Raw genomic sequence first — 24,398 nt, 5'->3', positions numbered from 1 at the left:
ATGTTTATTACAAGAGAAGTAAATTGATTTATGAAAATAATTTTCATTGATTAGATAAATATTGATTATCATTTTCTTTGGCTGTATATTTAGGATAAGTAGGAGGTTAGCTATTATGAGTAAATTGTTTGAAAGAGCACAACAATTTGGGAAATCATTTATGTTACCCATAGCAATTTTGCCGGCAGCAGGCTTATTACTAGGCATCGGTGGTGCTTTAAGTAATCCGAATACGGTTAAAGCTTATCCAGTATTAGATATGAGTTTATTACAGAATATTTTTATTTTAATGTCATCTGCTGGAAATATTGTTTTTCAAAACTTACCAGTTATATTTGCGGTAGGTGTAGCCATAGGGCTGGCAAAGAGTGATAAAGGAACTGCTGGATTAGCAGCAATGCTCGGATTTTTAATCATGAATTCATCTATGAATGGATTGTTAACTATAACTGGAACATTAGCGAAAGACAATTTAGCTGAAGTAGGACAAAGTATGGTACTAGGAATTCAAACTGTAGAAACAGGGGTGTTTGGTGGGATTGTCACTGGTATAATGACAGCGCTTTTACACAATAAGTTTCATAAAATATCTCTACCTGACTACCTTGGTTTCTTTGGAGGATCACGTTTTGTACCGATTATTACAGCAATTGCTTCGATTGTATTGGGTGTCATTATGTTTTTTGTTTGGCCAACAGTACAAGGGTGGATCTTTGGTGTTGGTGGATTAGTAGACAAAACAGGGATAATTGGTACATTTTTCTTTGGCTTTATCTTGAGGTTATTAGGTCCTTTTGGATTGCATCATATTTTCTACTTACCATTTTGGCAAACAGCTTTGGGAGGTTCGTTAGAAGTTAAAGGGCATATGGTTCATGGGACGCAAAATATTTTCTTTGCACAATTAGGGGACCCTGACGTTACAAAATACTTTTCAGGTGTTTCACGATATATGTCTGGTAGATTTATTACCATGATGTTTGGGCTTTGTGGGGCAGCATTAGCAATTTACCATACGGCTAAACCAGAACGTAAAAAAGTTGTAGGAGGATTGATGCTCTCTGCAGCTTTAACATCGTTTTTAACAGGTATTACAGAACCATTAGAGTTTAGTTTTTTATTTGTTGCTCCTCTATTATATGTGATTCATGCGTTTTTAGACGGATTAGCATTTATGATGGCAGATATCTTTAATATAACTGTAGGCCAAACTTTTAGTGGGGGCTTTATAGACTTTTTATTATTTGGTGTGCTTCAAGGAAACTCTAAAACAAATTTCTTGTGGGTAATCCCTGTTGGTATCATCTGGTTTATGATGTATTACGTTATTTTTAGATTCTTGATAACGAAATTCAATTTCAAAACACCTGGCCGTGAAGATGAAACGGCAACAGACACTGTAGAAGCAACCGATCGTGCTAAGACAATAATCCAAGCACTTGGTGGTAAAGAAAATATAGATGTAGTTGATTGCTGTGCTACTCGTTTAAGAGTGACGTTAAATAGTGATAAAGATGTGAATAAATCTATGTTAACAGCCACGCAAGCTAGAGGAGTTATTCAAAAAGGGAATGGCGTTCAAGTTATATATGGTCCTCATGTTACTACGATAAAAAATGAAGTTGAGGAGCTTTTAGAGAATGAAAAATTATAATACAACATGTAAAAAGGGTATTAAAGATTGCAGGAAGATACGGTGAAAAGATGAATGTTATAAATTTGAAAAACCAAACTATAGCTAGTCAATATTTAGCAACTGAGCTATTAAAACAACTTAAGACTAAACCTAATACGGTTCTAGGTTTGGCAACAGGCGGTACAATGATAGATGTTTATAAATATTTATCAGAATTATTGAATATTAATCAAATTGATTTATCACGTGTGGTGACGTTTAATTTAGATGAATATGTTGGTCTAGCACCAGACCATAAACAGAGTTATCATGTGTATATGAATGAACATTTATTTAAGCATAATGATTCATGGCAAAAGAATAATATACATTTACCAATGGGGAACGCAAAAGATGTTGTACAAGAATCTAGGACTTACGAACAACTCTTATGCGATATAGGTCCTGCAGATATTCAAATTTTAGGGATTGGTGAAAATGGGCATATTGGTTTTAATGAGCCATATACATCTTTTGATAGCGTGACGAGCGTTGTTGATTTGGCACCTTCAACAATTAAGGCGAACAGCAAACACTTTGAAACAATTGAAAACGTGCCTAAACAAGCAATATCGATGGGACTTTCATCTATTATGCGAGCGAAGCGAATTATTTTGTTAGCATTAGGTGAACATAAACAATATGCAATTAAACAACTCTTAGAAGGTGATATATCCGAATCGTTACCTGCTAGTATATTACGACAACATGCTAATGTAGAAGTTATTGTGGATGATGAAATATTCCAATTTAATAAATATCACTAAATTATAATCATGATATTACAATGCAATTTATGAATAGTAATCATATTAGTGATTGAAATGAAGTTAATGGCGCAGTCAGATGTCTAAAGAAATTATTTTAGATTTCTGCACTGCGTTTTTATTTTTAAGCGTATTGTTTCTTAGAATAACAATTATTGAATTTCAGAATAAATAAGTGTTTTAAATAATTTAAAAATTGATTTTTGTAAACGTTTACAATTATAATGTAATTATACAATTGTAAAGGGGTGTATCGTGATGGTGAATGTGAATAAAGAACGCATGAAAATTTATGTTTTAGATAATGGACGTATGAAAATGGATAAGAATTTGATGATTGCTAATTCAAATCAAGCTACTTTGGACAGCCCTGAAGCCAAAAATGAAATGTACGAATTTCCAATTTACACAGTGTATATAGATCATCCTGAAGCTAAAATATTGTTTGATACTGCATGTAATCCTAATGCAATGGGTGAGAATGGTAGGTGGATTAATGCTACTCAAAAAGCCTTTCCTTATTTTGCTGATGAATCTTGTCACTTACCAAATCGTTTGGAACAAATCGATGTGGATCCAAAGGAAGTGGATTTTGTTGTGGCGTCACACTTACATTTAGACCATGCAGGTTGCTTAGAATATTTTATCAATGCAACCGTTATTGTTCATGATGACGAATTGAATGGAACGATGCAGACTTATGCTCGTAATCAACAAGAAGGTGCTTATATTTGGGCTGATATCGATGCATGGATTAAGAATAACTTAAAATGGAGAACGATTAAAAAAGAAGAAGATAATTTGAAGCTTGTAGAGGGGGTTCGTATTTTAAATTATGGTAGTGGCCATGCATGGGGCATGATCGGTTTAGAGATAGAAAGTGCTGAGCTTGGTACTATTATATTAGCTTCCGATGCAATTTATACGAAAGAAAGTATGGGAGAGTCGTTAAAACCTCCAGGTATTTTATATGATTCAATTGGTTGGACTAAATCAGTAGAAAAAATTAAACGTTTAGCCGAAGAAAAAGGTGCGCAAATTTGGTTTGGTCATGATGGAGAGCAATTTGAAGGATTAAGAAAATCTACTGATGGATACTATGAATAATATTCTTTTAACATTAGTATTTATTTTAATTATTTAGGATGTTAATCAAGGAGGCTTTTAAATGAAGATAAGAGCTGCAGTATTACATGAAATGGGAAGCATAGAGCCATACGCTAAAAGCAAGCCTATAACTATAGAAACATTAGAACTATCTGAACCTAAAACGAATGAAGTGTTGATAAAAATTGGTGCTGCGGGGTTATGCCACTCAGATTTGTCCGTAATAAACGGTAGTCGGCCTAGACCTATGCCAATGGTATTAGGTCATGAAGCGGCAGGAGAGGTTATACAATTAGGCCCTGACGTTACAGATTTTGAAAAAGGGGATCATGTCGTATGTACGTTTATACCTAGTTGTGGTCACTGTATTCCATGCAAAGAAGGACGACCAGCATTATGTGAAAATGGTGCAACTTCTAACGAAAAGGGGGAAATGTTAACAGGTGGTTTTCGTTTACTGTCAGAAGATAACCGAACGATGTATCATCATTTAGGTATCTCGGGGTTTGCGGAATACGCAGTTGTTTCAACCAATTCAATTGTGAAGGTAGATAAGGATATTCCCTTTGAAAAAGTAGCCATATTTGGTTGCGCGGTGATAACAGGAATTGGTGCAGTTATAAATACAGCTAACATTAGTGCAGGGAGCACAGTAGCAGTTGTCGGATTAGGTGGTATTGGGCTTAATGCTATTTTAGGTGCTCGCCTTGCAGGTGCAAGTGAGATTATAGCATTAGATATAAATGAAGATAAATTTGAGTTAGCGAAATCATTAGGTGCAACAGCAGTATTTAACTCAGGAGATGATAAGGTAGTTGAAAATGTTAAAACTTATGCAAGTGGGGGTGTTAACTATGCTTTTGAAACTGCTGGAGTTGTGCCAGCAATGGAAGTTGCTTATCAAATAACAAAACGTGGTGGCATGACTACTACAACAGGTCTGCCTGACCCTAAGCATAATTTTTCGTTTCCACAAGTCACACTTGCAGCAGAAGAACGCACAGTTAAAGGTTCATATGTAGGGAGTTGTGTCCCTGAACGAGATATACCAAGGTTTGTAAATTTATACAAACAATCGCGTTTGCCCGTAGATCAGCTATTAACAGATACTTTATCGTTAGAAGAAATAAATGAAGGCTTTGACCGGTTAGCCCGAGGAGAAGCGGCACGCTTAGTTGTGAAAATCACTTAAAGATAATTCACCTATACTTTTATAGAAATTTTAAATATGTTTTCAGTTTGGGTTTAAAAGGGGTGTTAATGTGAGTAAGCTAAATGACACATTGGAAAAGTATTTGTTACCTACTGCTTCAAAACTGGGGTCTAATAAAATTTTAATTTCATTAAGGGATGGGATTATAGTTGCAATGCCTTTAATTATCATTGGCTCATTATTTTTAGTCATCAGTGGTATTGCAGTACCGGGATGGATTGAATGGCTAGAATCAAAAGGAATTCAACCATATTTAATGAAAGCAGTTAATGGTACGTTCGGATTAATGGGATTAGTAGCAAGTTTTGGGGTAGCGCATAGTATTGCACGGCAATACAACACAGATGGCGTTTCTGCTGGGATAATTTCTATGTCTGCATTTTTAGTTGTGACACCGAAAGTAATGACTGGAGGAAAGGCACCAGAAGAAGCGATTCCACAGATGTATATGGGAAGTCAGGGGCTATTTGTTGCTTTAATTGTTGGTATTATTTCAGGTTTAATATTTCAATGGTTTATTAATAGAAATATAAGAATAAAAATGCCTGATCAGGTCCCACCAGCTGTTTCTAAAAGTTTCAGCGCATTAATACCAGGAGCTGTAATCATTATTATGTGGCTAATCATCTTTGTATTGCTAGATAATTTACCTTTCGGCAATATTCATGAACTTATTGTCAATACATTGGGGGTTCCATTGAGTCTTATGGGGGGCACTTTGATTGGAACAATTATCTTAGTTGGTCTCAATAGCGCATTTTGGTTTGTAGGTATCCATGGTGCCAATGTAGTTAATGCTGTTATGCAACCGATATGGTTGAAAAATATAGATGAAAATCGTCTAGCATATCAAGCTAATCCACATGGTGAATTACCGCATATTATTACACAACCATTTATAGATAATTTTGTGTTTATGGGTGGCGGTGGTTCAACTATTGGTCTGGTAATTGTGATTGCAATTTTAGCATTTAAGAAACGCTCTAGTAAGATTACAAAGACAATGGCACCACTGACACTAATGCCGGGTATATTTAATATTAATGAACCTACATTGTTTGGTTTGCCAGTCGTGTTAAATGTGAGACTTATCGTGCCGTTTATTTTAGCTCCAATGATTAATGCAACAATAACTTATTTTGCTATGGCAAGTGGGTTAGTACATCTTACAAATGGTACAGCGATGCCTTGGACAATCCCACCAATCATAAGTGGATTTTTAGCAACAGGTCATTATAGTGGGTCTGTGGTTCAAATGGTATGTATCCTTGTAGATATTTTACTTTATTATCCTTTTTATCGGTCAATGGAAAAATATAACCTACAGTTAGAACAAAAAGAAGCAGAGAATATGAAAAAAACTGAAGAATAAAAATAAAGGGGAGATAAAATGGTGAAAAGATTATTAAGTGCAAATGCTTCAGAAATAGTAGAAATGACATCTGATGAATTAAAACAAAGTATAAAGGCAAGTGATGGTCGTGTGGTACTAGCGGAAAATGTCGTCACTCGCACACCTGTTATTCCTGATATTACGAATTCAGAGCTATCAAGAGCATTTGGAGCAGATTTGATTTTATTAAATGGACTAGATGCATTTGACCCCAAGATTGTAAATATAGATGAAGATCAGCATGTCATTAAAGAACTAAGAAGACTTGTAGCCAGACCGATTGGTGTGAATTTAGAACCGGTAGATGTACAAGCAACAATGACAGAAGAGAAGTTAAATATAAGTGAAGGCAGACAGGCAAGTCCGAAAACAGTAAAAGCATTAGAACAATTAGGCATAAATTTTATTTGTATGACAGGAAATCCAGGTACTGGAGTATCTAATGAAAGAATTGTCAGTGCGATTGCAGACACAAGAGCAAATTTTAGTGGATTAATTATAGCTGGTAAGATGCATAGTGCAGGTGTCGATGAACCTGTAATTACGAAAACATTTGTAAAGAAATTTATAGATGCTGGCGCAGATATTATTTTAACTCCATCAATTGGTACCGTACCAGGTTTTGATGAAACTCAATTAAAAGAAATAGTTAAAGCAGTTCATCAACATGGAGGATTAGTTATGTCGGCTATTGGCACAAGTCAAGAAAGTTCTGATCCAAGCACAATTAGAGATTTTGCAATTCGGAATAAAGTTTGTGGAGTAGATATACAGCATATTGGTGATGCAGGATTTGGAGGGTTGGCGCCAGTCAATAATATATTTGAGTTAAGTAAAGCTATTAGAGGAGAAAGGCATACAGTATCGATGATAGCGAGGTCAATTCAACGTTGAAAATAAAATTGGAGGAGGGATTTATATGGCTGAAAAAACAATTATGCTTGTTTGTGCAGCAGGGATGAGTACGAGTATGCTTGTTCAAAAAATGCAAAAAGAAGCAAAAATTCAAAACTTAGATAGAGATATTTTCGCGGTTTCTACTTCGGAGGCCGATCAAAAAATTGAAGATGGCATTGTCGATGTGCTGTTACTTGGCCCTCAAGTACGTTTTAAAAAAGAAGAATATAATAAAAAGTGTAGTGATAAAAACATACCAGTCGATGTTATTGAAATGAGAGATTACGGTACGATGAATGGTACCAATGTGTTAAAAATAGCAGAACAGTTAATGGCTAATTAGAGGTGGATATATGACTGAACAAGAGAGAGATTTAGAATTTGCCATGTCCCTTATAGCTTATAGTGGTGATGCGAAAAGTCATGCAATGGAAGCTATTATTGCTTCGAAGAAAGGGTATTTTAAGGAAGCGCAACAAAAGTTAGAGCAAGCTGAATCATCGCTACTTGAAGCTCATCATATACAAACTAAAATGTTATCGAAAGAAGCGCAAGGTGAAAATATAACGATGACATTGTTGACAGTGCATAGTCAGGACCATTTGATGACTGCTATTACTTTTAAAGATATTGCCCAAGAGATGATTGATTTATATAAAATTGTAGAGAAAAGTTTATAAATAATAGAAACAGCACATTTCTATAAATAGAGTGGAAATGTGCTGTTTCTATTATTTATATGCAAAAAAACCATACGCTATACGTATGGTTTTTTTGATTACTATGCCAATTGGTGGGTGTGACATATGTTTTTATTTCAACTGACAATGATGTGTGAAAGTATTTAAAAGAAAATAAGTATTATAATACTAAACCTATCATAGACGCTGAAATGATCGAAGCTAAGGTAGAACCAAGTAATAAACGCATAGCAAATGAAGCGACTTTATTCCCTTGTTCAGTACTAAATCCTTTTATTGATCCAACAATAATACCAACTGTACCAAAGTTAGCAAAACTAACAAGGTATACTGAGATAATACCTTGGGTACGATGTGAAAGCGTGTCGGCTAATTTTTGGAAATCTAGCATAGCAACGAATTCATTAGTTATCAATTTTGTAGCCATAATTGAACCAGCTTGAACTGCTTCATGCCAAGGTATTCCTATAATAAAAGCGATTGGTGCAAAGATGAAACCAATTAATTGTCTAAAATCTAACCCGACTAAGTTGAATAATACAGTGATAGCTTCCATGAGTGAAATGAATGCTAGTAGCATAATAGCAACACTAACAGCAATTTTGAAACCATCTGTAGCACTATCACCAATCATTTGAAAGAAAGGTACTTTTTTAGGTTTTGTAGTATTGTTCTCATGAACGTTGCTGTTAGCTGTTAAATTTGATATTTCAACGTCTTTATCATCGGATTTATACGGATTAATAACACTAGCAATAATTAATGCGCTAAAAATATTAAGCATCACAGCAGTAACAACAAATTTTGGCTCGAGCATTTGCATGTAGGACCCTAACATCGCCATACTAACTGCACTCATACCAGAAGTAGTTATTGTATATAATTTAGCTTTAGATAGTTTCGGAATCATTTCTTTAATAGTTAAGTAAACTTCTGGCTGACCTAACATAGATGTAGAAATAGCAAAATAACTTTCTAAACGTCCCATGCCAGTCAGTTTATTGATAATGATACCAATATATTTGATCATAAAAGGAAGAATTTTAAAATAATTCAATACACCTATTAATACTGAGATAAATACTAAAGGAAGTAATACAGTAATAAAAAATGTAGAAGCCCCTTTATTTTGCAAACCACCGAATACAAAATCGATACCAGCTTTACTAATATCTAATAAAGATTCAAAAAATGAGCCGAGTGTTGTTAATGTTGTTAAACCAATAGTTGTATTCATCATAAACAATACAATAATTACTTGAATAACTAACATGGTTAAAGGCTTTTTAAAATTAATGGCTTTTCTATCATAACTAAAAATAAAAGAGAGTATTAATGCGAACAGAATACCGGTAATAGAAAATAGAATGGACATTTAAATCACCTACAATTGAGTGAAAGCAACAGCTATTTTTGCTCCTAGAACTGCATTGTTTTCAACAAGTTTTATATTTGTTTCTAAACTTTTACCTTCAGACTTCTCGACAATTTTTCCTAGTAAAAATGGTGTGGAATCCTTTCCACTAATTCCTTTTTCCTCTGCTTCTTGTACAGCATCTGTGATAATACGATCAATATATGATTTAGATAACGCATGTGTTTTGGGGACAGGATTAGCAACGACGATACCACCACTTAAAGCTAAATCATTTTTAGCTTTGCAAATTTGAGCAATAGTTTCAGGTGAGTCTGCTGAACTGTTTAATTTAATCCCACTTTCAGGAGTGAAAAAGGCAGGAAGTTCCTCGGTTTGATAGCCAATCACAGGTACACCTTTTGTCTCAAGGTATTCAAGTGTTTTGGGTAAATCTAGGATGGATTTTGCTCCTGCACAGATAACAGTGACATTGGTTTGTCCTAGTTCTTCTAAATCGGCTGAAATATCCATAGTATGTTCAACACCTCTATGTACGCCACCAATTCCTCCAGTAACAAAGAATTGAATACCTGCTAATTCGGCACAAATCATTGTAGATGCAACTGTTGTTGCACCGATACGTTTAGTAGCAATAATCTCTGCTAAATCTCGACGTGATACTTTGGCAACATCGTCATGTTTAGCTAACAATGTCAATTCTTCAGATTCTAAACCTATTTTAATTTTTCCATTAATTAGGGCGATGGTTGCAGGTATGGCACCGTGGTTTCTAATAATTTGTTCAACATTTTTAGCCATCTCAACATTTTGTGGATAGGGCATGCCATGTGAAATGATAGTTGATTCTAAAGCAACTATAGGTTTATTATTATCCATGCCTTGTTGTACTTCTTGTGAAAATTCAATGTATTGTTTCATCTTTATACTCCTCCAAATCTCTAAATAATTGTTTTTTATCTAAATTTTGACGAACGGTGTAATTTGTTTCTATTGTTTTCCTTGCATTTATCATGCCAGCGTTGAGTATGTCATCTATATCTAGACCATTTAGCCAACTGAAGACCACTGCGCTGGAAAATGAATCACCTGCGCCTGTCACATCTACAACTTCGTTTGAACTGAGAACGGGTTTAATGATTTCTGTTTTCTTATCTTTATAGATAAGCTCTTGAACGCCGTTTGTGATAATCACTTTGGAGACACCAGCATCTATCCATTTTTGTGCTGCCTTTTTCATATCATTTGTGTTTTGTATTTTCATATTAAAATAAGTTTCTGTTTCATCTCGATTAATAATAAGCCAGTCTATTGCATGTAATGAATCAGGCATATGGTCCATTTTTGGTGATGATACAGGTATGATCACTAATTTAATGTTATGCTTCTCAGAATATGCACAGAGAAAATCAATGGCAGGTTTACTTAAATTTAAATCTGCGATAATACATTTGGCTTTAACTAGTAAATGTGTTCGCTTAATTAAAAATTCAGGCGTGATATAGTCATATACTTCCATATCAGCTAAGCCGTATTGCATATTACCATCATTGTCTATGAGTGCAGTGTAAGAACCTGTGTTTGCATTTTCTATTTGTTGCACATGATCTAGGTTCATGAAAGGACTTGATAATTTGTGTATCATGTCCCACTCACTGTCATTACCACTGGTAGATAAAAATGCTACAGTTTCACCCATTCGACCAAGATTTTCTGCAATATTTCTAGCTACACCACCTACGGAACGTGTAGAAGTTACAGGATTGGAAGTTTCTAGTTGCAATGTATGATGGACATAAAACTTTCTGTCTAAGTTAGCAGCACCAATACATACAATAGGATAATTTTCATTTAAGACATAGGCTTTACCTAAGACATATTCTTTGCGGATTAATCCTGAGATAATATTAGCTACTGCAGGTCTTGATAAACCAATTGATAGTGCTAATTCTTGTTGAGAAATAAATGGATTGTCTTGTATGCGTTTCAAAACCTCTCTTTCATTACTATTCATAGATGAGACCTCCTTTTGATAAAATCTAAACAATTGTTTGAAAATAAACTTTTGTTTGAATTTAAGCGAAGTCTATCATGTAATATTACATTTGTATACGCTTACAAAATAATGTTGCGAAAATTGTGACAATTAAAGAGGGTCTTTGTCACGTATTTGAAATAAGTGAAACCCTTGATATATTAAGGGTTTAATCATGATTGTTTTTTATAGAATAATAGCGTTATTTTATTTTTGAAAATTATTTTCAAATGTGAACAATGTGTGTTTTGAGGAGGAAATTATAAAATGAAAATGAAGATGAAATGTATTTTCTATTATGAAATATTAAAGGAAAAGCAGGAACTATAAAATTGTAAGAAATTAAAATTATCTGAAATTAAAAAAAATATTATCTTATCGATAAAAATCTATTGACTAAATAGTGGGATAGGAATAAACTGATTTTAATCCGATAAGAATAATAAGAATAGAGGGCGAGAAATGAAAAAATTATTAATGGTGTTCATGACTTTAATTTTGGCAGTGACGCTAGCAGCATGTGGTAATGACTCTTCAAGTAAAAAAGATAGCGAAAGTAAAAATAAAACAGCTAGTGAGAATAAAACATTTGTTGTGGGCACAGAAGGTACTTATGCACCTTTTTCATTCCACGATAAAAATGATAAATTAACTGGTTATGATATAGATGTAGTGAAAGCAGTAGCTAAAGAAATGGACTATAAAGTTAAATTTAAAGAAACTCAATGGGATTCAATGTTTGCAGGGTTAGATTCAGGTAGGTTTAATGTTGTAGCTAACCAAGTTGGCATTAACGATGAACGTAAAGAAAAATATAAATTCTCTGAACCATACACTTACTCTAAAGGTGTATTAGTAGTGAATAAAGATAATACAGATATCAAATCATTTGATGACGTTAAAGGTAAAAAATTAGCACAAACATTTACTTCAAACTATGGTAAATTGGCAAAATCTAAAGGCGCAGAACTTACAAAAGTTGACGGATTCAACCAAGCGATGGATTTATTACAATCAAATAGAGTAGAGGGTACGTTTAACGATAATATTTCTTACCTAGATTATAAAAAACAAAAACCTAATGCTAAAGTAAAAGCAATCGAAGGGAATGCTGAGAAGAGTCAATCTGCTTTGACTTTCAGTAAGAAGGAAGACGATAAAACAATCAAAGAAGTTAATAAAGCAATGAAAAAATTAAAAGATAATGGTGAATTAGCAAAAATAAGTGAAAAATGGTTTGGTGAAGATGTTTCTAAACCTTAATTCAGAGCAACAACATGCATTAGATGCAGCTGGGCAAGCATTTATGCCAATGCTTGAAGGATTGGTGAAGTTTTCAATTCCTATCACATTAGTGACTTTTGTTTTAGGATTGGTTATAGCACTAGTAACTGCATTAATGCGCATATCAACAAGCCGTATACTCAGAGGGATTGCACGTTTTTATATTTCAATCATTAGAGGAACACCAATGATTGTACAATTATTCATTATCTTTTATGGTATCCCTGAACTCGGCAGACTATTAACTAACAACTCAGAAAATCAATGGACGTTAGCTCCAGTAATAGCGGCAATTATTGGCTTGTCTTTAAATGTAGGGGCATATGCTTCTGAAATTATTCGTGGAGGCATCATGTCTATTCCAAAAGGCCAGACAGAAGCAGCGTATTCAATAGGTATGAATTACCGTCAAACGATTCAACGTATTATACTGCCACAAGCAATAAGAGTTTCTGTACCTGCGCTAGGTAATACGTTCTTAAGTTTAATTAAAGATACATCGTTGCTCGGTTTTATACTTGTTGCTGAAATGTTTAGAAAAGCACAAGAAGTTGCGTCGACGACTTATGAATATTTAACAATTTATCTACTCGTCGCACTTATGTACTGGGTTGTATGTTTTATTATTTCAATCGTCCAGAACTTTTACGAATCTTATCTTGAAAGAGGGTATCGTTCATGATTGAATTACAAAATATAAAGAAAACATTTAATGATAAAGAAGTGATTAAAGGTATTGATCTAGAGGTTAATCAAGGAGAGGTAGTTACCTTCATTGGACGTTCAGGTTCTGGAAAAACGACTTTGTTACGAATGATTAATGCACTAGAATTACCTACTGAAGGCGCCGTTTACGTCAATAGTGAAACTTATGACAATAAAGATAAAAAATCACAAATTAAAGTACGCAAGCAGTCGGGTATGGTTTTTCAAAGTTATAATCTGTTTCCTCATAAAACAGCATTAGAAAATGTTATGGAAGGACTAATTACTGTTAAGAAAATGAAAAAAGCTGAAGCGCAACAACAGGCTCTAACGCTTTTAGAGAAGGTGGACTTAACAGCTGTAAAAGACCAAAGACCTAATGCATTGTCTGGTGGACAACAGCAACGTGTCGCGATTGCGAGAGCTTTAGCGATGAATCCAAAAGTTATGCTCTTTGATGAACCTACCTCTGCATTAGATCCAGAGCTGGTAAACGATGTATTACGTGTAATTAAAGACCTAGCAAACGAAGGAATGACTATGATTATAGTTACGCATGAGATGCGTTTTGCTAAGGAGGTTTCTAATAAAATTGTGTTTATTCATGATGGCGTTATTGGTGAATCAGGAGCACCAGAACAAATTTTTAATCACCCACAAACGACGGAGTTGCAACGCTTTTTAAATATGATTAGAGAAGCGTAAAATAAATAATGTATGAATGAGATGGAAGCTAAATAGCTGAAGTCTCATTTTTTATTTTTAAAAATAATTATTATAAAAATGTATCGACAATACAAATGTCATTATATAATTTGTTAAAAGAATGTAATGTTTTTGATGTGCAACTTTTCGTATTAGTAGGCGAAAAAGATTACACATCTACAATCGAAAGAAAGCGATTACAATATAAATGTAAGGAGGTTGCTAATATGTTAAGCAAGAGGCAGTATCATATTTTGACGTTCATTATTGAACGTGAGACTTTTGTGCCAATTCATAATTTAGCAACACATTTCAATGTTTCAGAGAGAACCATTCAATATGATCTTGAATACATTGAAGATATGGCGAGTAAATTAGCTTTAACAATTCAACGAAATAAATATGACGGTATTAAAATCGCAACATCTTCAGAACAACTAAAGGCTGTAGAACCGCAATATTTATCAACGTCTATACACTATTCCAAAGACGAACGGTTGATGTATATTACTTTGAAACTCTTTGAATCTACATCGCCTACAGCTTCACATGTACTGGCAACCATGGTTTCTGTGACTAGACGTACGATAGTGGAAGATTTAAAACGCGTACAGCAATGGCTAGAGCATCACAATTTACAGTTGAAATATGAGAAGAATAAGGGCTTCTTAATTAAGGGCGATGAAAATGCATATCGAAAAGCATATGCAGAAATGGTTCATGAATATTTTCAAACACATACGCATCAAATGGGACATCATTTGTTCTCGAATCATGAATTAGAACAAATTCGCTTAAGTGTCGCTTCGGTACTGATTGATGCAAATTATCAACTCGTACAGAGTGCTATTGATGGATTGATTTACCATATTTTAATAGCAATTCATCGGGCGAATGAGAATTTTATTTTTGAAATTCCAGACAAAGAATATAAAAAGTTACAAAAGACAGAACAATTTCAAATTGCCTTACAAATTAAAGGGAAATTAGAACAGATTTTTAATCTTCATTTTCCAAAAAGTGAAGCTGCTTTTATTACTTTACATCTGCTAGGTGCAAAGACTTCAGAAGTAAACCAATATCATCGTGAAATAGACGATTTGGATATTTTAACGGAGCAACTTATTGAGCGGATGAGCGGAGACTTGGGGTTAGACTTAATGTCAGATAGTAAGTTGTTAAATGGTTTGATTGTTCATTTAAGACCAGCAATTCATAGGCTGAAATTTGATATGACACACGATAATCCTTTGAAAAAGGAAATTATTCTGCAATATCAACAATTGATTGAAGGTATAAAAAAGCATATATGGGGCATTGAAGAAACTTATAATATTGCGTTTGATGATAATGAACTAACTTATATTACCTTACATTTTGCCTCAGCCATTGAGCGTATTTCGACTGTGACAACAAATAAGATCAAAGTTGTATTGCTATGTGGTTCTGGGATAGGTACTTCGCAGTTATTAAAAAGCAGAATTGCTCATATTTATCCAGAGCTCGAAGTCGTGGATGCGTATTCTATATATGAAATAGATGAAAGTATGTTAAAGCATGAAGGGGTTGATTATATTATTTCTACTGTCCCTTTCGATCAAGTAACAGTACCTGTGATTAGGGTTTCACCATTTTTAGATAAAAATGATCGTATTCAATTAAACGAAATTATTAATCGCTCTAGAGAACAATACATTGATGATTTACGCGGTATTGGTCCTACCTTAGATCAGGTGTTGCCACAATCGAGGATATTGACGCAGCAGCCAGTACTTTCACGTGATGATGCGATTAAACAAGCTGTATCCATACTAGAAAAAGATGGTGTAGTGGACAAAGCATATGCGACTGATATCATCCAACAATTAGATGCGTTTGGGCCTTATATGGTGGTTAGCCCTCATATCGCATTGATTCACGCAAAGCATGATCATGTACAACAATCAGTGGGTTTTAGTTTGATCCAATATGAAAATGGTGTTCATTTTTCACATGATCAATATGATCCGGTATACATTGTCATTACTTTAGCTACAGCACAACCACAAATACATCTCAATGCGTTAAGGCAACTGAGTACACTAATTATGGATGAAGCGGCAAGAGAAGCCGTATTTTCAGGAGATATAACAGCTATTATGCAACACATTAAGCATGTAAGCCAACAGTAAGGAGAGGATATAGATGAGTTTGGAAATACTGTCTGCAGATAAGATACAAATATTAGATAAAGTAGAAACATGGGAACAAGCAATAACGATAGCTGCGACCCCCTTACTTACACAAGATTATTTTGAATCAAGTTATGTTACAGCGATGATTGATAGTGTAAAGGAATTAGGGCCTTATATCGTTATTGCACCTGAAATTGCAATCGCACATGCAAGACCTAATGATGATGTGAAACATATTGGATTAAGTTTATTAAAATTAAATCAGCATATTAATTTTTCTGAGGAGGGACACTTTGCATCACTTATATTTGTACTTAGTGCTATAGATAATGATGGCCATTTGGCTATTTTAAGAAGCTTAGCAACTAAATTAGGTGATCAAGATACAGTAAATAAATTGTTAGCAGCGCAAGAAATTAATGAAATAGTAAATATATTTAAAGGAGAATGAGAAAAATGAAAATTTTAGTAGTTTGTGGTCACGGTTTAGGAAGTAGTTTTATGGTAGAAATGAATGCACAAGAAGCGTTGAAAAATATAAATGCTCCATCTGATATTAAAGTAGAACACAGTGATGTTATGAGTGCGAGTCCAGATATGGCAGACTTATTTATTTGTGGTAGAGACTTAGAGGAAAACACTAAAAATTTAGGTGATGTAATTGTATTAGATAACATTTTAGACAAAGAAGAATTACAACAAAAATTAAATGATAAATTAAGCGAACTGAATATCTTATAAATAAAATGTAAGGGGGCAGTAAAATGAAACCAATACTTGATTTTATTGTTGATGTATTGAGTCAACCAGCGATATTAGTTGCACTAATTGCATTGATCGGGTTGATTATGCAGAAGAAATCGGCAACAGATATTACATCTGGAACAATCAAAACAATTCTAGGATTTTTAGTGTTAAGCGCAGGTGCAAATGTAGTAACACAATCACTTGAACCATTTGGAAAAATATTTCAACATGCATTTGGTGTACAAGGTGTAGTACCAAATAACGAAGCCATTATATCAATTGCATTAGAGCAATATGGTACAACAGCAGCACTAATAATGGTATTTGGCATGATTGTAAATATTATTATTGCACGTATTACTAACTTAAAATATATCTTTTTAACTGGTCATCATACTTTTTATATGGCAGCATTTTTAGCAATATTATTATCTGTCGGCAATATTACAGGTACTTTGACGGTAATCGTTGGATCTATTATTTTGGGATTGATAATGGCGATATTACCGGCATTGGCACATCCTACAATGAAAAAAATCACTGGTAATAACCAAGTCGCTCTAGGTCATTTCGGCACGGTTAGTTACTGGGCAGCCGGAGAAGTTGGGAAACTATTTAAAGGTAAATCAAAATCTACAGAAGAAATTAATTTTCCAAAAGGTTTAAGCTTTTTGAGAGAAAGTACGATTAGTATTTCTTTAACAATGACATTATTGTATTTTGTTGCAGCATTATTTGCAGGACCGACTTATGTACATAGTGAGATTAGCAATGGGCAAAACTTTATTGTATTTTCACTCATACAAGGTGTGACATTTGCAGCAGGGGTATTTATTATACTAACAGGCGTGCGCTTAATTTTAGCTGAAATAGTACCGGCATTTAAAGGTATTTCAGAGAAATTGGTACCGAATACAAAGCCAGCTTTAGACTGTCCGATTGTCTTCCCTTATGCACAAAACGCTGTGTTAATAGGATTCTTTGTAAGCTTTATCGTGGGCGTCATTGGCATGTTTATCTTGTTCTTATTTGGTGGTGTCGTGATACTTCCAGGTGTGGTTGCACACTTCTTCTTAGGTGCAACTGCGGGCGTCTTTGGTAATGCAAGAGGTGGTATTAAAGGTGCAGTTGCAGGATCTGCTTTAAATGGATTATTGATTACGTTCTTGCCATTACTGTTTTTACCTTTCTTAGGAGATTTAGGGGGCGCAGCGACGACATTCTCAGATACAGATTTCTTAGTTGTAGGTATTGTATTTGGTAATATCGCGAAATTCCTTGGACTCATCGGCATCATAATTTTAATTTTAGTAGTTGCAGCTGCAGCGATCATTTTACAAAAACGTACAAATGAAAAAGAAGCAAAAGAATAGTAGTAAAAATTATAATGAAATAGTATATATTTTAGGGTGAGTGGAACAAAAATCTAATTTATTTAAAAAGATTTTATCTTACCTGTTGGTTATGCAATATCATGATTGAGGCTGAGGCGGTTTATTGATAAATTGTCTCAGCCTCTTAACTATTCTGTTGGAAGTAGATGATTGGTAAACAATATAAGTTAGCTAATTCATTATAAGAATATAAAGTTAGTTCTACAGGTCGATTTTATATGTTATTGATAAGGTTATAGGTCATACTTTAAACTGTTAGTTCAAAACTTTCATCAATTAAATCAGTGATATGATGGAGGTTATTTATTTCTCTCAAGTTAATAGTAATCCAAGTGGTTTTATTCATATCATACGCCTTATAAACACCTTTTTTCGTTAATGGTCCAATAAAAGCTTTATCAACTTTTACATTCAAAACATCAACTTCGTCACAACTTTTAAGCCCTAATTTATCTTCTGTCATATTCATAATGAGTCCGAACCATTTTTATTATGATTATGTCTTAAAGTGACAAAATGAGGGAAATTTTGCCATAGATAATCCGGTTTAACGTCGTAATTTTGAGTAACATAATTAACTACTTCATCTTTATTTACCAACATTCATACCTCTGATTAAGTTTGAGATTTAATATTAATGAAACAAAGAAAGGACTTGAAGTTAGTTCCAATGTTGCTTCAATGGCCCATGACTACCAAATATTGGGTCTGTATCAGGTATAGATACATTTTCAATAATATATAAATTTTGAGGACGCTCGCTTGCTTTACCGACACAAATATCATATGACTGACTATTGGGATAGGCGCCCATAACTGTAAAGTCATTAGTTTGACTTATCAGTTTATGACCAGTACCAGCTGGTAATATTAAAACATCACCTTCAGTTATACTAATAGGAGTACCATTTCTGCCTCCTAGTATTAATTGGGCGGTTCCATTGATTACCAATAAGACTTCGTGTGAATTACTGTGATAATGATGATAAGAGAAAACACCAGCTTCCCAAGTGTTACCCCATTGATTTGTGGATAATATATGTCTTAAATCATCAGTTTTTGAAAATACGTTTTGATAAACTAAAACAGGTAAATTTGGGTTATTAGGTATTTGCCCATCATCATCAAAATTTAATGTGTTAATTGTAATTTCTTTTGGTTGTTTCAACTTTAAACACCTCTTTATTTTTTAAAGTATAAATTATAGTTATAGGAGATAAGCGTAGAATTTATTCTTTGTAATATACAAACTGACTTGTCGTTGCAAGTAAATTGCCATTATGACTCCATATTTCTCCAGTTTGATCGAAGAAGCCATTAAAAAATTTAAGGGCACGGGCATGTCCAAGTAGCAGTTGGCTCCCATTGTGCTTTAAAGTCTCAGCATTAGCATGGAAATATATAGTGAGTGATACTGTACCAATGGGAACGAACGCTTTACGACGTACATAGATGCGTGGGAAGAATGCATCACATATAGATGCGAGAGATAAGAAATCTAAATCTCTATCAGGGCTGTCTTTTATCCATTGTAACGTTACGGAATCTGGTTGTTGAGTAGGATTCATTGCTAGTGGCGCACCTTTAATCATTCTGATGTCATAGTTTTGCGCCCATGGTGGTGCGCTTTCTAATGGTGTACGTGTTACTTCGTCTGCAGGTGGGACATCAGGAAAGGCTAGTTCTGTTGACGACCATGTATCTCGTCGCTTAGCAGTAACTGCTGTTCCAGTAATAACGATGTTATCATTTTGTTTTAGTTCTATATACCAGTGCTGTGTTGACCGATTCGTTCTTGATGGATAGGCAATGATACTAAAATTACCTTCATGTATAGGAGCAGCATAGTTTATTGTTAGGGAGATGGGTTCTCCTAGAATATCATCATGTTCTAAAACTGCACGTAATAATGTGGATGCGATAACACCACCGAATGGTCCGACCATATTCGCATAGGCGCTAGAAGTTTGTCCTGAATACATGCCTGGTTTCTGTTGTGTGAGTTGAGTTGCTAAATCAAATGGGTGTTGTGGTTGATTAGATTGCATGACGAATGCCTCCGCTTTTCTTAATTAGTTATTCAAATAATTTAAATAAAAAGCATACAAAATGTTGATATTAAAGATAAGCAAAAATATAGGAAGTGCACAGAAAGTTAAAAACTCGCTTCTGTCACACTCCTATATGTGTAGTTACTTACTGTATCATTTCTTTATATACGCTATGGTTTTGATAAACACAAGTAAGCAGTGGTGCTTCTAAATTGTAGTGTGCCGCTAATTCTAATAAATAACCTTGCAAATGATCGGTTTCGATATTTAGACCCTTTTCCATATCTCGTTGCATGGAAGTTTTGAAATGATAAGATAATTGATTTAGTGCTTGCATGTATTTAGAAACAATTTGATCAGAGATAGGTGCGTTGTGTTTACGCATAATACTAGCAGCCTCATTATACAAGGATTTAATAAATTCTATACCACCTTCACTATCACGAATAGGTCCAATAGGCGCGTGCATAAGTGTTGTTACGCCCGATAATACAGTGATCATTAAATATTTATGCCACATGCCTTGTTCGACATTTGTGTTTAGAATAAATTCAGCTTTTGTTCCTGAAAATGCTTGTTCAACATATTTAGCACGGTTGCTTTCAGTACCATCTAACTCCCCGAAAAAGAGTTTATCAAATTGACTGGTTTGAACAATTTCGCCAGTACTATCAAGTGTTGTTTCAATAATGCAGTAACCACCCATGATTTTATTTTTTCCAAAAGCGTTTTGTAATTTAGGGACATGTGCAACGCCATTAAGTAGTGGAATAATTAAGGTGTTATGATCTATAAATGGTTTTAAATCTTCAATAGCATGATCTAAGTGATAAGACTTTGAAGATAAGAGCACGATATCAAAAGGTTCGACACGATCATCTTTTGTGATGAGTTGTGGATTAAAATGATAATCTCCTTTTTCACTATGAATGGCTAAGCCATTTCGTTCTAGATATGATTTGCGTTTGGGCCGTACTAAAAATGTGACATGTTTGCCAGCCTCAGCTAAGCGACCACCAAAATATCCACCAATTCCGCCAGCACCTAGTACCAATATACGCATCGACAACAACTCCTTAAACTATGTATAGTATATTTAATCTCTATATACCACTTTTCATTTCCTTTTACGCATTGAAATTTAAATAAATTAGTTTACATGTCTATCTATACTATCTATTTATATTATTGTAAAATGTTTGAAGAAAATGGAAATTGTACAATGTAAAAGTGTGTTATATATAAAACTTTAGGAGGGACTATAATGTCGGTTAAAAACGAAAAGAAATATCGATGGAAGGATATTAACGGTAAAGATTTTTTTCTGCCAATCATTTATTTAGCTAGTAATTTTTTCTTGTCACTTATAATTTTGAGTATAACGTGGGCAGTTAATATAAGTTTTGGTGATAGTTACATTAATGATAAATTTGATGGGTCGAGCGCCGCTGATTTGTTAATGGAGATTGGTGTTTTTATATTTATCATGATTATATGGATGTTGTTACATAAAAATAGTTATAAAATTGAGTGGAAAAGTGGCATCAGTAATATTAAGAAATACTGGAAACTCATCATTGTTACATTTATTGTTATGTTTATATTTAAATTAATTTTTCCTGTATTAGTTGATGCTTTTGCACCTGAACAATGGAAGTTTGAAGAAACACAAAACGATTTATTGATTCAACAAATGTTTAGTACACCATTCTCAACGGTACTTGCGTTCTTTTCTATTGTAATTATTGCGCCGGTTACTGAAGAGTTTCTCTTCCGACACTTGGTAATTGGTGAATTAGGAAAGAAATTGAATTTTATAGTGATGTCAGTCATATCTGTAATTGTTTTTGCATCTTTACACGTAATAGCAGCACAATCACCATTAGAAATTGTTATGTATCTTGTTATCGCTATAGGTATCGTATATGTCTATTTAAAAACACAACGAAGTTTAGCTACTGCTATAGCACTGCATGCATTAAATAACTTTATTGCATATGTAGCAGTTGTCCTTCTATAAAGTTATATCGCTTTAATGGGTTGTTGTTTCACATGGAACAGAAGTTAGTTAGTAGACGTATTATTTAGAATTTTCTTAAAACTCGTTGACTAAACATGAGTATAATGCTAGGATAAAAACATTGTAACTACATACTGATTTACTCTTATCAAGAGAGGTGGAGGGACGTGCCCTATGAAACCCAGCAACCGTCGTTATACGAAATGGTGCTAATTCACAAAAAGTTATCAAACTTTTAGAGATGAGAGAAGGTTTATACTTTCTCTTATAAAATTAAGAGAAAGTATTTTTTATTTATTTTGAAACTTAAAAATTCATGAGGAGTGAAATAGATTATGAGGAAATTAATTGTTTTATGTTCATTATTAATATTAACCATTGTTCTTGCAGCATGTGGCAATTCAAATGGTAAAGATGGGGACAAAAAAATAACAATTGCAGCTTCGCCAGCACCACACGGTGAAGTGTTGAAACATGCAAAAGAAGAAATGAAAAAACAAGGATATGATTTAGAAGTTAAAACAGTTAATGATTATAAAGTACCTAATAAACTATTAGATAAAGGTGATGTAGATGCCAATTTCTTCCAGCATACGCCTTACTTAAAAGCAGAAAAGAAAGATCACAATTATGATATAGAAGAAGTTGGAAAAGTATTTACTACGCCAATGGGTGTTTATAGTAAAAAATATAAAGATATTAAAGATATTCCTAAAGGTTCAACAATATATGTTTCTAACAATCCAGCTGAAGAGGGTAGATTCTTATCATTCTTTGTAGATGAAGGATTAATAAAGATTAAAAAAGGTGTTAGTATAGAAGACGCAAAATTTGAAGACATTGTAGAAAATAAAAAAGATTTGAAGTTTAATAATAAACAAGGGGCAGAATTCTTACCTAAGACATATGAAAGTAAGGAAGGTGCTGCAGTTATTATGAATTCAAACTATGCGTTAGATAATGGGTTAACGCCACATAAAGATGCTATTATTAGTGAAACTGAGTCATCACCGTTTGCGAATATCGTTGCTGTGAAAAAAGGACATAAAGATGACGAAAAATATCAAGCACTTATAAAAGTGCTACAATCTAAAGACATGAAAGAATTCATTAAAAAAGAATACGGTAAAGATGTAATTCCGTATGAAAAATAAGTTATTATGAACAGATATTAGTAAGGAAAAAGGGGTGTAGTGTATGTCTAAACTAGGCATTGTTGGTTTAGGAAGAGTAGGTAGTCAAGTTTTAACAGATGTACAATATTTGAATTTATTTTCAGAGATTATGTTGGTTGATGATAAAGATGAAATTTCAAGTGGAGAAGCGCTTGATCATAATCATTCACAAGGATTATTTAATACTGCGCATATCAAGATTAAAGCTGGAGATTATCAAGATTTAGCAGATGCTGATTTTATTGTGGTTGCTGCGAGTGTACCAACAGATAAAAATGATGGTGATCGTACTTTATTAGCACAAGGCAATCATGACATTATAAAAAATGTTATGAGTCAAGTTGCTGAGGTAACACAAGAGGCAATCATTATTGTGATTTCTAATCCTGTAGATTCGATCGTATATTTTGCTAATCAAGTAAACTATCCAACTCATAAAATCATTGGAACGGGAACGTCTTTAGAAACTTCAAGGTTCAAGACGATTATCGCTCATCATTATCAAATCGACCCCAAAAATGTTGAGGCATTTGTTATTGGAGAGCATGGACAACATGCAATACCTGTGTGGAGTAAAGTGCGTATTCATGGTATGTCGCTTACAGAATATGAAGCGCTAAGTAATAGCCCAGAAATTGATAAAGCACATATAACATCTATCGTTAATGAAGTATCTATGGATGTCTTTTATCAAAAAGGTTGGACTAATGCTGCGATTTCTAAAGTTACAACATCATTGATACAAACTATTGCATTGAATCAACGTACTATGATGCCATTGACTTCAATCAGCAAAGAATATGACTTAACAGATGGCGCATTTAGTTTACCTACGTTAGTTGATCGCTCTGGTATTGTTCAAAGATTTGCAATTACGTTAGATGATCAAGAAATGCAACAACTTAAAGAAGCTTACGAATATATTAGAGAAACAATCCATACATCAGAAAAATAAAATAAATGTAAACACCGATTCATCA

26 protein-coding genes and 1 riboswitch are annotated in these 24,398 nt (G+C 33.8%); of the genes, 18 read left to right on the top strand and 8 right to left on the bottom strand.

All coding sequences use genetic code 11. From position 1 onward, the window contains the following. The first annotated feature begins 115 nt into the window (after positions 1-115). From ptsG to D9V42_RS02455, 8 genes are all read left to right on the top strand, one after another. On the top strand, positions 116-1,654 hold the full coding sequence (gene ptsG / locus D9V42_RS02490) for a glucose-specific PTS transporter subunit IIBC (RefSeq protein WP_107531391.1): 1,539 nt from the start codon (positions 116-118) through the stop codon (positions 1,652-1,654). Positions 1,655-1,704: 50 nt separating this feature from the next. Further along, positions 1,705-2,442, top strand: coding sequence for a glucosamine-6-phosphate deaminase (gene nagB / locus D9V42_RS02485; protein ID WP_107531392.1), 738 nt, complete (start codon positions 1,705-1,707; stop codon positions 2,440-2,442). Positions 2,443-2,700: 258 nt separating this feature from the next. Continuing rightward, positions 2,701-3,549 (top strand): AhlS family quorum-quenching N-acyl homoserine lactonase, encoded by an 849-nt coding sequence (ahlS, locus tag D9V42_RS02480; RefSeq protein ID WP_107531393.1) that lies wholly within the window; start codon positions 2,701-2,703, stop codon positions 3,547-3,549. A gap of 61 nt (positions 3,550-3,610) precedes the next feature. After that, entirely contained in the window at positions 3,611-4,741 is a 1,131-nt protein-coding gene (locus tag D9V42_RS02475) for a zinc-dependent alcohol dehydrogenase family protein (protein ID WP_107531394.1), read from the top strand. Between the two features lie 70 nt (positions 4,742-4,811). Further along, a complete protein-coding gene (locus tag D9V42_RS02470) occupies positions 4,812-6,134 on the top strand; it encodes a PTS sugar transporter subunit IIC (protein ID WP_122062903.1) in 1,323 nt (440 codons plus the stop codon). 18 nt (positions 6,135-6,152) lie between these two features. After that, a complete protein-coding gene (locus D9V42_RS02465) occupies positions 6,153-7,049 on the top strand; it encodes a DUF7916 family protein (RefSeq protein WP_107531396.1) in 897 nt (298 codons plus the stop codon). Positions 7,050-7,074: 25 nt separating this feature from the next. Continuing rightward, the gene (locus tag D9V42_RS02460; protein WP_107531397.1) at positions 7,075-7,395 is read left to right on the top strand and encodes a PTS sugar transporter subunit IIB; all 321 of its coding nucleotides are present in this window, start codon (positions 7,075-7,077) and stop codon (positions 7,393-7,395) included. Between the two features lie 10 nt (positions 7,396-7,405). Then, positions 7,406-7,732 carry a PTS lactose/cellobiose transporter subunit IIA gene (locus tag D9V42_RS02455; RefSeq protein WP_107558022.1) on the top strand — a complete coding sequence of 109 codons (327 nt, stop codon included), beginning with the start codon at positions 7,406-7,408 and terminating at the stop codon, positions 7,730-7,732. Positions 7,733-7,913: 181 nt separating this feature from the next. Here D9V42_RS02455 and D9V42_RS02450 read toward each other — a convergent pair whose 3' ends face one another. The 3 genes from D9V42_RS02450 to D9V42_RS02440 are packed head-to-tail and all read right to left on the bottom strand — an operon-like array spanning position 7,914 to position 11,142. Beyond that, positions 7,914-9,128, bottom strand: a complete 1,215-nt coding sequence (locus D9V42_RS02450; protein ID WP_122062900.1) for a NupC/NupG family nucleoside CNT transporter — start codon at positions 9,126-9,128, stop codon at positions 7,914-7,916. 9 nt (positions 9,129-9,137) lie between these two features. Next, a complete protein-coding gene (locus D9V42_RS02445) occupies positions 9,138-10,049 on the bottom strand; it encodes a pseudouridine-5'-phosphate glycosidase (protein ID WP_122062898.1) in 912 nt (303 codons plus the stop codon). Next, positions 10,033-11,142, bottom strand: coding sequence for a carbohydrate kinase (locus tag D9V42_RS02440; protein WP_107531401.1), 1,110 nt, complete (start codon positions 11,140-11,142; stop codon positions 10,033-10,035). Before D9V42_RS02440 ends, D9V42_RS02445 begins: the two co-directional genes overlap by 17 nt. A 483-nt stretch (positions 11,143-11,625) precedes the next feature. Between D9V42_RS02440 and D9V42_RS02435 the strand changes: the two genes are divergently transcribed. From D9V42_RS02435 to D9V42_RS02405, 7 genes are all read left to right on the top strand, one after another. Beyond that, positions 11,626-12,426 carry an amino acid ABC transporter substrate-binding protein gene (locus D9V42_RS02435; protein ID WP_122062896.1) on the top strand — a complete coding sequence of 267 codons (801 nt, stop codon included), beginning with the start codon at positions 11,626-11,628 and terminating at the stop codon, positions 12,424-12,426. Beyond that, positions 12,410-13,129 (top strand): amino acid ABC transporter permease, encoded by a 720-nt coding sequence (locus tag D9V42_RS02430; protein WP_107531403.1) that lies wholly within the window; start codon positions 12,410-12,412, stop codon positions 13,127-13,129. Before D9V42_RS02435 ends, D9V42_RS02430 begins: the two co-directional genes overlap by 17 nt. Beyond that, on the top strand, positions 13,126-13,857 hold the full coding sequence (locus tag D9V42_RS02425; protein WP_122062894.1) for an amino acid ABC transporter ATP-binding protein: 732 nt from the start codon (positions 13,126-13,128) through the stop codon (positions 13,855-13,857). The genes D9V42_RS02430 and D9V42_RS02425 overlap by 4 nt, the downstream gene beginning before the upstream one ends. A gap of 227 nt (positions 13,858-14,084) precedes the next feature. Continuing rightward, entirely contained in the window at positions 14,085-16,028 is a 1,944-nt protein-coding gene (locus D9V42_RS02420; protein ID WP_122062892.1) for a BglG family transcription antiterminator, read from the top strand. A gap of 13 nt (positions 16,029-16,041) precedes the next feature. Further along, the gene (locus D9V42_RS02415; protein WP_107554396.1) at positions 16,042-16,482 is read left to right on the top strand and encodes a PTS sugar transporter subunit IIA; all 441 of its coding nucleotides are present in this window, start codon (positions 16,042-16,044) and stop codon (positions 16,480-16,482) included. A gap of 5 nt (positions 16,483-16,487) precedes the next feature. After that, positions 16,488-16,772 (top strand): PTS sugar transporter subunit IIB, encoded by a 285-nt coding sequence (locus D9V42_RS02410; protein WP_017723851.1) that lies wholly within the window; start codon positions 16,488-16,490, stop codon positions 16,770-16,772. A gap of 23 nt (positions 16,773-16,795) precedes the next feature. Beyond that, complete coding sequence (locus D9V42_RS02405) at positions 16,796-18,151, top strand: PTS ascorbate transporter subunit IIC (protein WP_122062890.1); 1,356 nt, start codon at positions 16,796-16,798, stop codon at positions 18,149-18,151. Between the two features lie 268 nt (positions 18,152-18,419). Here the strand turns inward: D9V42_RS02405 and D9V42_RS15405 are convergent, their stop codons facing one another. From D9V42_RS15405 to panE, 5 genes are all read right to left on the bottom strand, one after another. Then, positions 18,420-18,635, bottom strand: a complete 216-nt coding sequence (locus D9V42_RS15405) for an MmcQ/YjbR family DNA-binding protein (protein ID WP_244204767.1) — start codon at positions 18,633-18,635, stop codon at positions 18,420-18,422. A gap of 2 nt (positions 18,636-18,637) precedes the next feature. Continuing rightward, positions 18,638-18,775, bottom strand: a complete 138-nt coding sequence (locus D9V42_RS15400) for a hypothetical protein (RefSeq protein ID WP_244204766.1) — start codon at positions 18,773-18,775, stop codon at positions 18,638-18,640. Between the two features lie 58 nt (positions 18,776-18,833). Continuing rightward, the gene (locus D9V42_RS02395; protein WP_107531408.1) at positions 18,834-19,340 is read right to left on the bottom strand and encodes a cupin domain-containing protein; all 507 of its coding nucleotides are present in this window, start codon (positions 19,338-19,340) and stop codon (positions 18,834-18,836) included. 61 nt (positions 19,341-19,401) lie between these two features. After that, positions 19,402-20,220, bottom strand: coding sequence for a thioesterase family protein (locus tag D9V42_RS02390; protein WP_122062888.1), 819 nt, complete (start codon positions 20,218-20,220; stop codon positions 19,402-19,404). A gap of 148 nt (positions 20,221-20,368) precedes the next feature. Next, positions 20,369-21,286 carry a 2-dehydropantoate 2-reductase gene (panE, locus tag D9V42_RS02385; RefSeq protein WP_107531410.1) on the bottom strand — a complete coding sequence of 306 codons (918 nt, stop codon included), beginning with the start codon at positions 21,284-21,286 and terminating at the stop codon, positions 20,369-20,371. Positions 21,287-21,487: 201 nt separating this feature from the next. Here panE and D9V42_RS02380 point away from each other — a divergent pair, with 201 nt between their 5' ends. From D9V42_RS02380 to D9V42_RS02370, 3 genes are all read left to right on the top strand, one after another. Next, positions 21,488-22,243: a CPBP family intramembrane glutamic endopeptidase gene (locus tag D9V42_RS02380; protein WP_122062886.1), complete on the top strand. Its 756-nt coding sequence runs from the start codon at positions 21,488-21,490 to the stop codon at positions 22,241-22,243. A gap of 142 nt (positions 22,244-22,385) precedes the next feature. After that, positions 22,386-22,491: riboswitch (SAM riboswitch) on the top strand. A gap of 87 nt (positions 22,492-22,578) precedes the next feature. Further along, positions 22,579-23,397: a MetQ/NlpA family ABC transporter substrate-binding protein gene (locus tag D9V42_RS02375; protein WP_122062884.1), complete on the top strand. Its 819-nt coding sequence runs from the start codon at positions 22,579-22,581 to the stop codon at positions 23,395-23,397. A 43-nt stretch (positions 23,398-23,440) separates the two neighbouring features. Further along, on the top strand, positions 23,441-24,373 hold the full coding sequence (locus D9V42_RS02370; protein WP_122062882.1) for a lactate/malate family dehydrogenase: 933 nt from the start codon (positions 23,441-23,443) through the stop codon (positions 24,371-24,373). The last annotated feature ends 25 nt before the right edge of the window (positions 24,374-24,398 follow it).

This window comes from Staphylococcus pseudoxylosus (assembly GCF_003697915.1).
Taxonomy (GTDB): Bacteria; Bacillota; Bacilli; order Staphylococcales; family Staphylococcaceae; genus Staphylococcus; species Staphylococcus pseudoxylosus.
The sequence above is the reverse complement of the archived record's forward strand: the minus strand, read 5'-3'. Positions and strand labels throughout refer to the sequence as shown.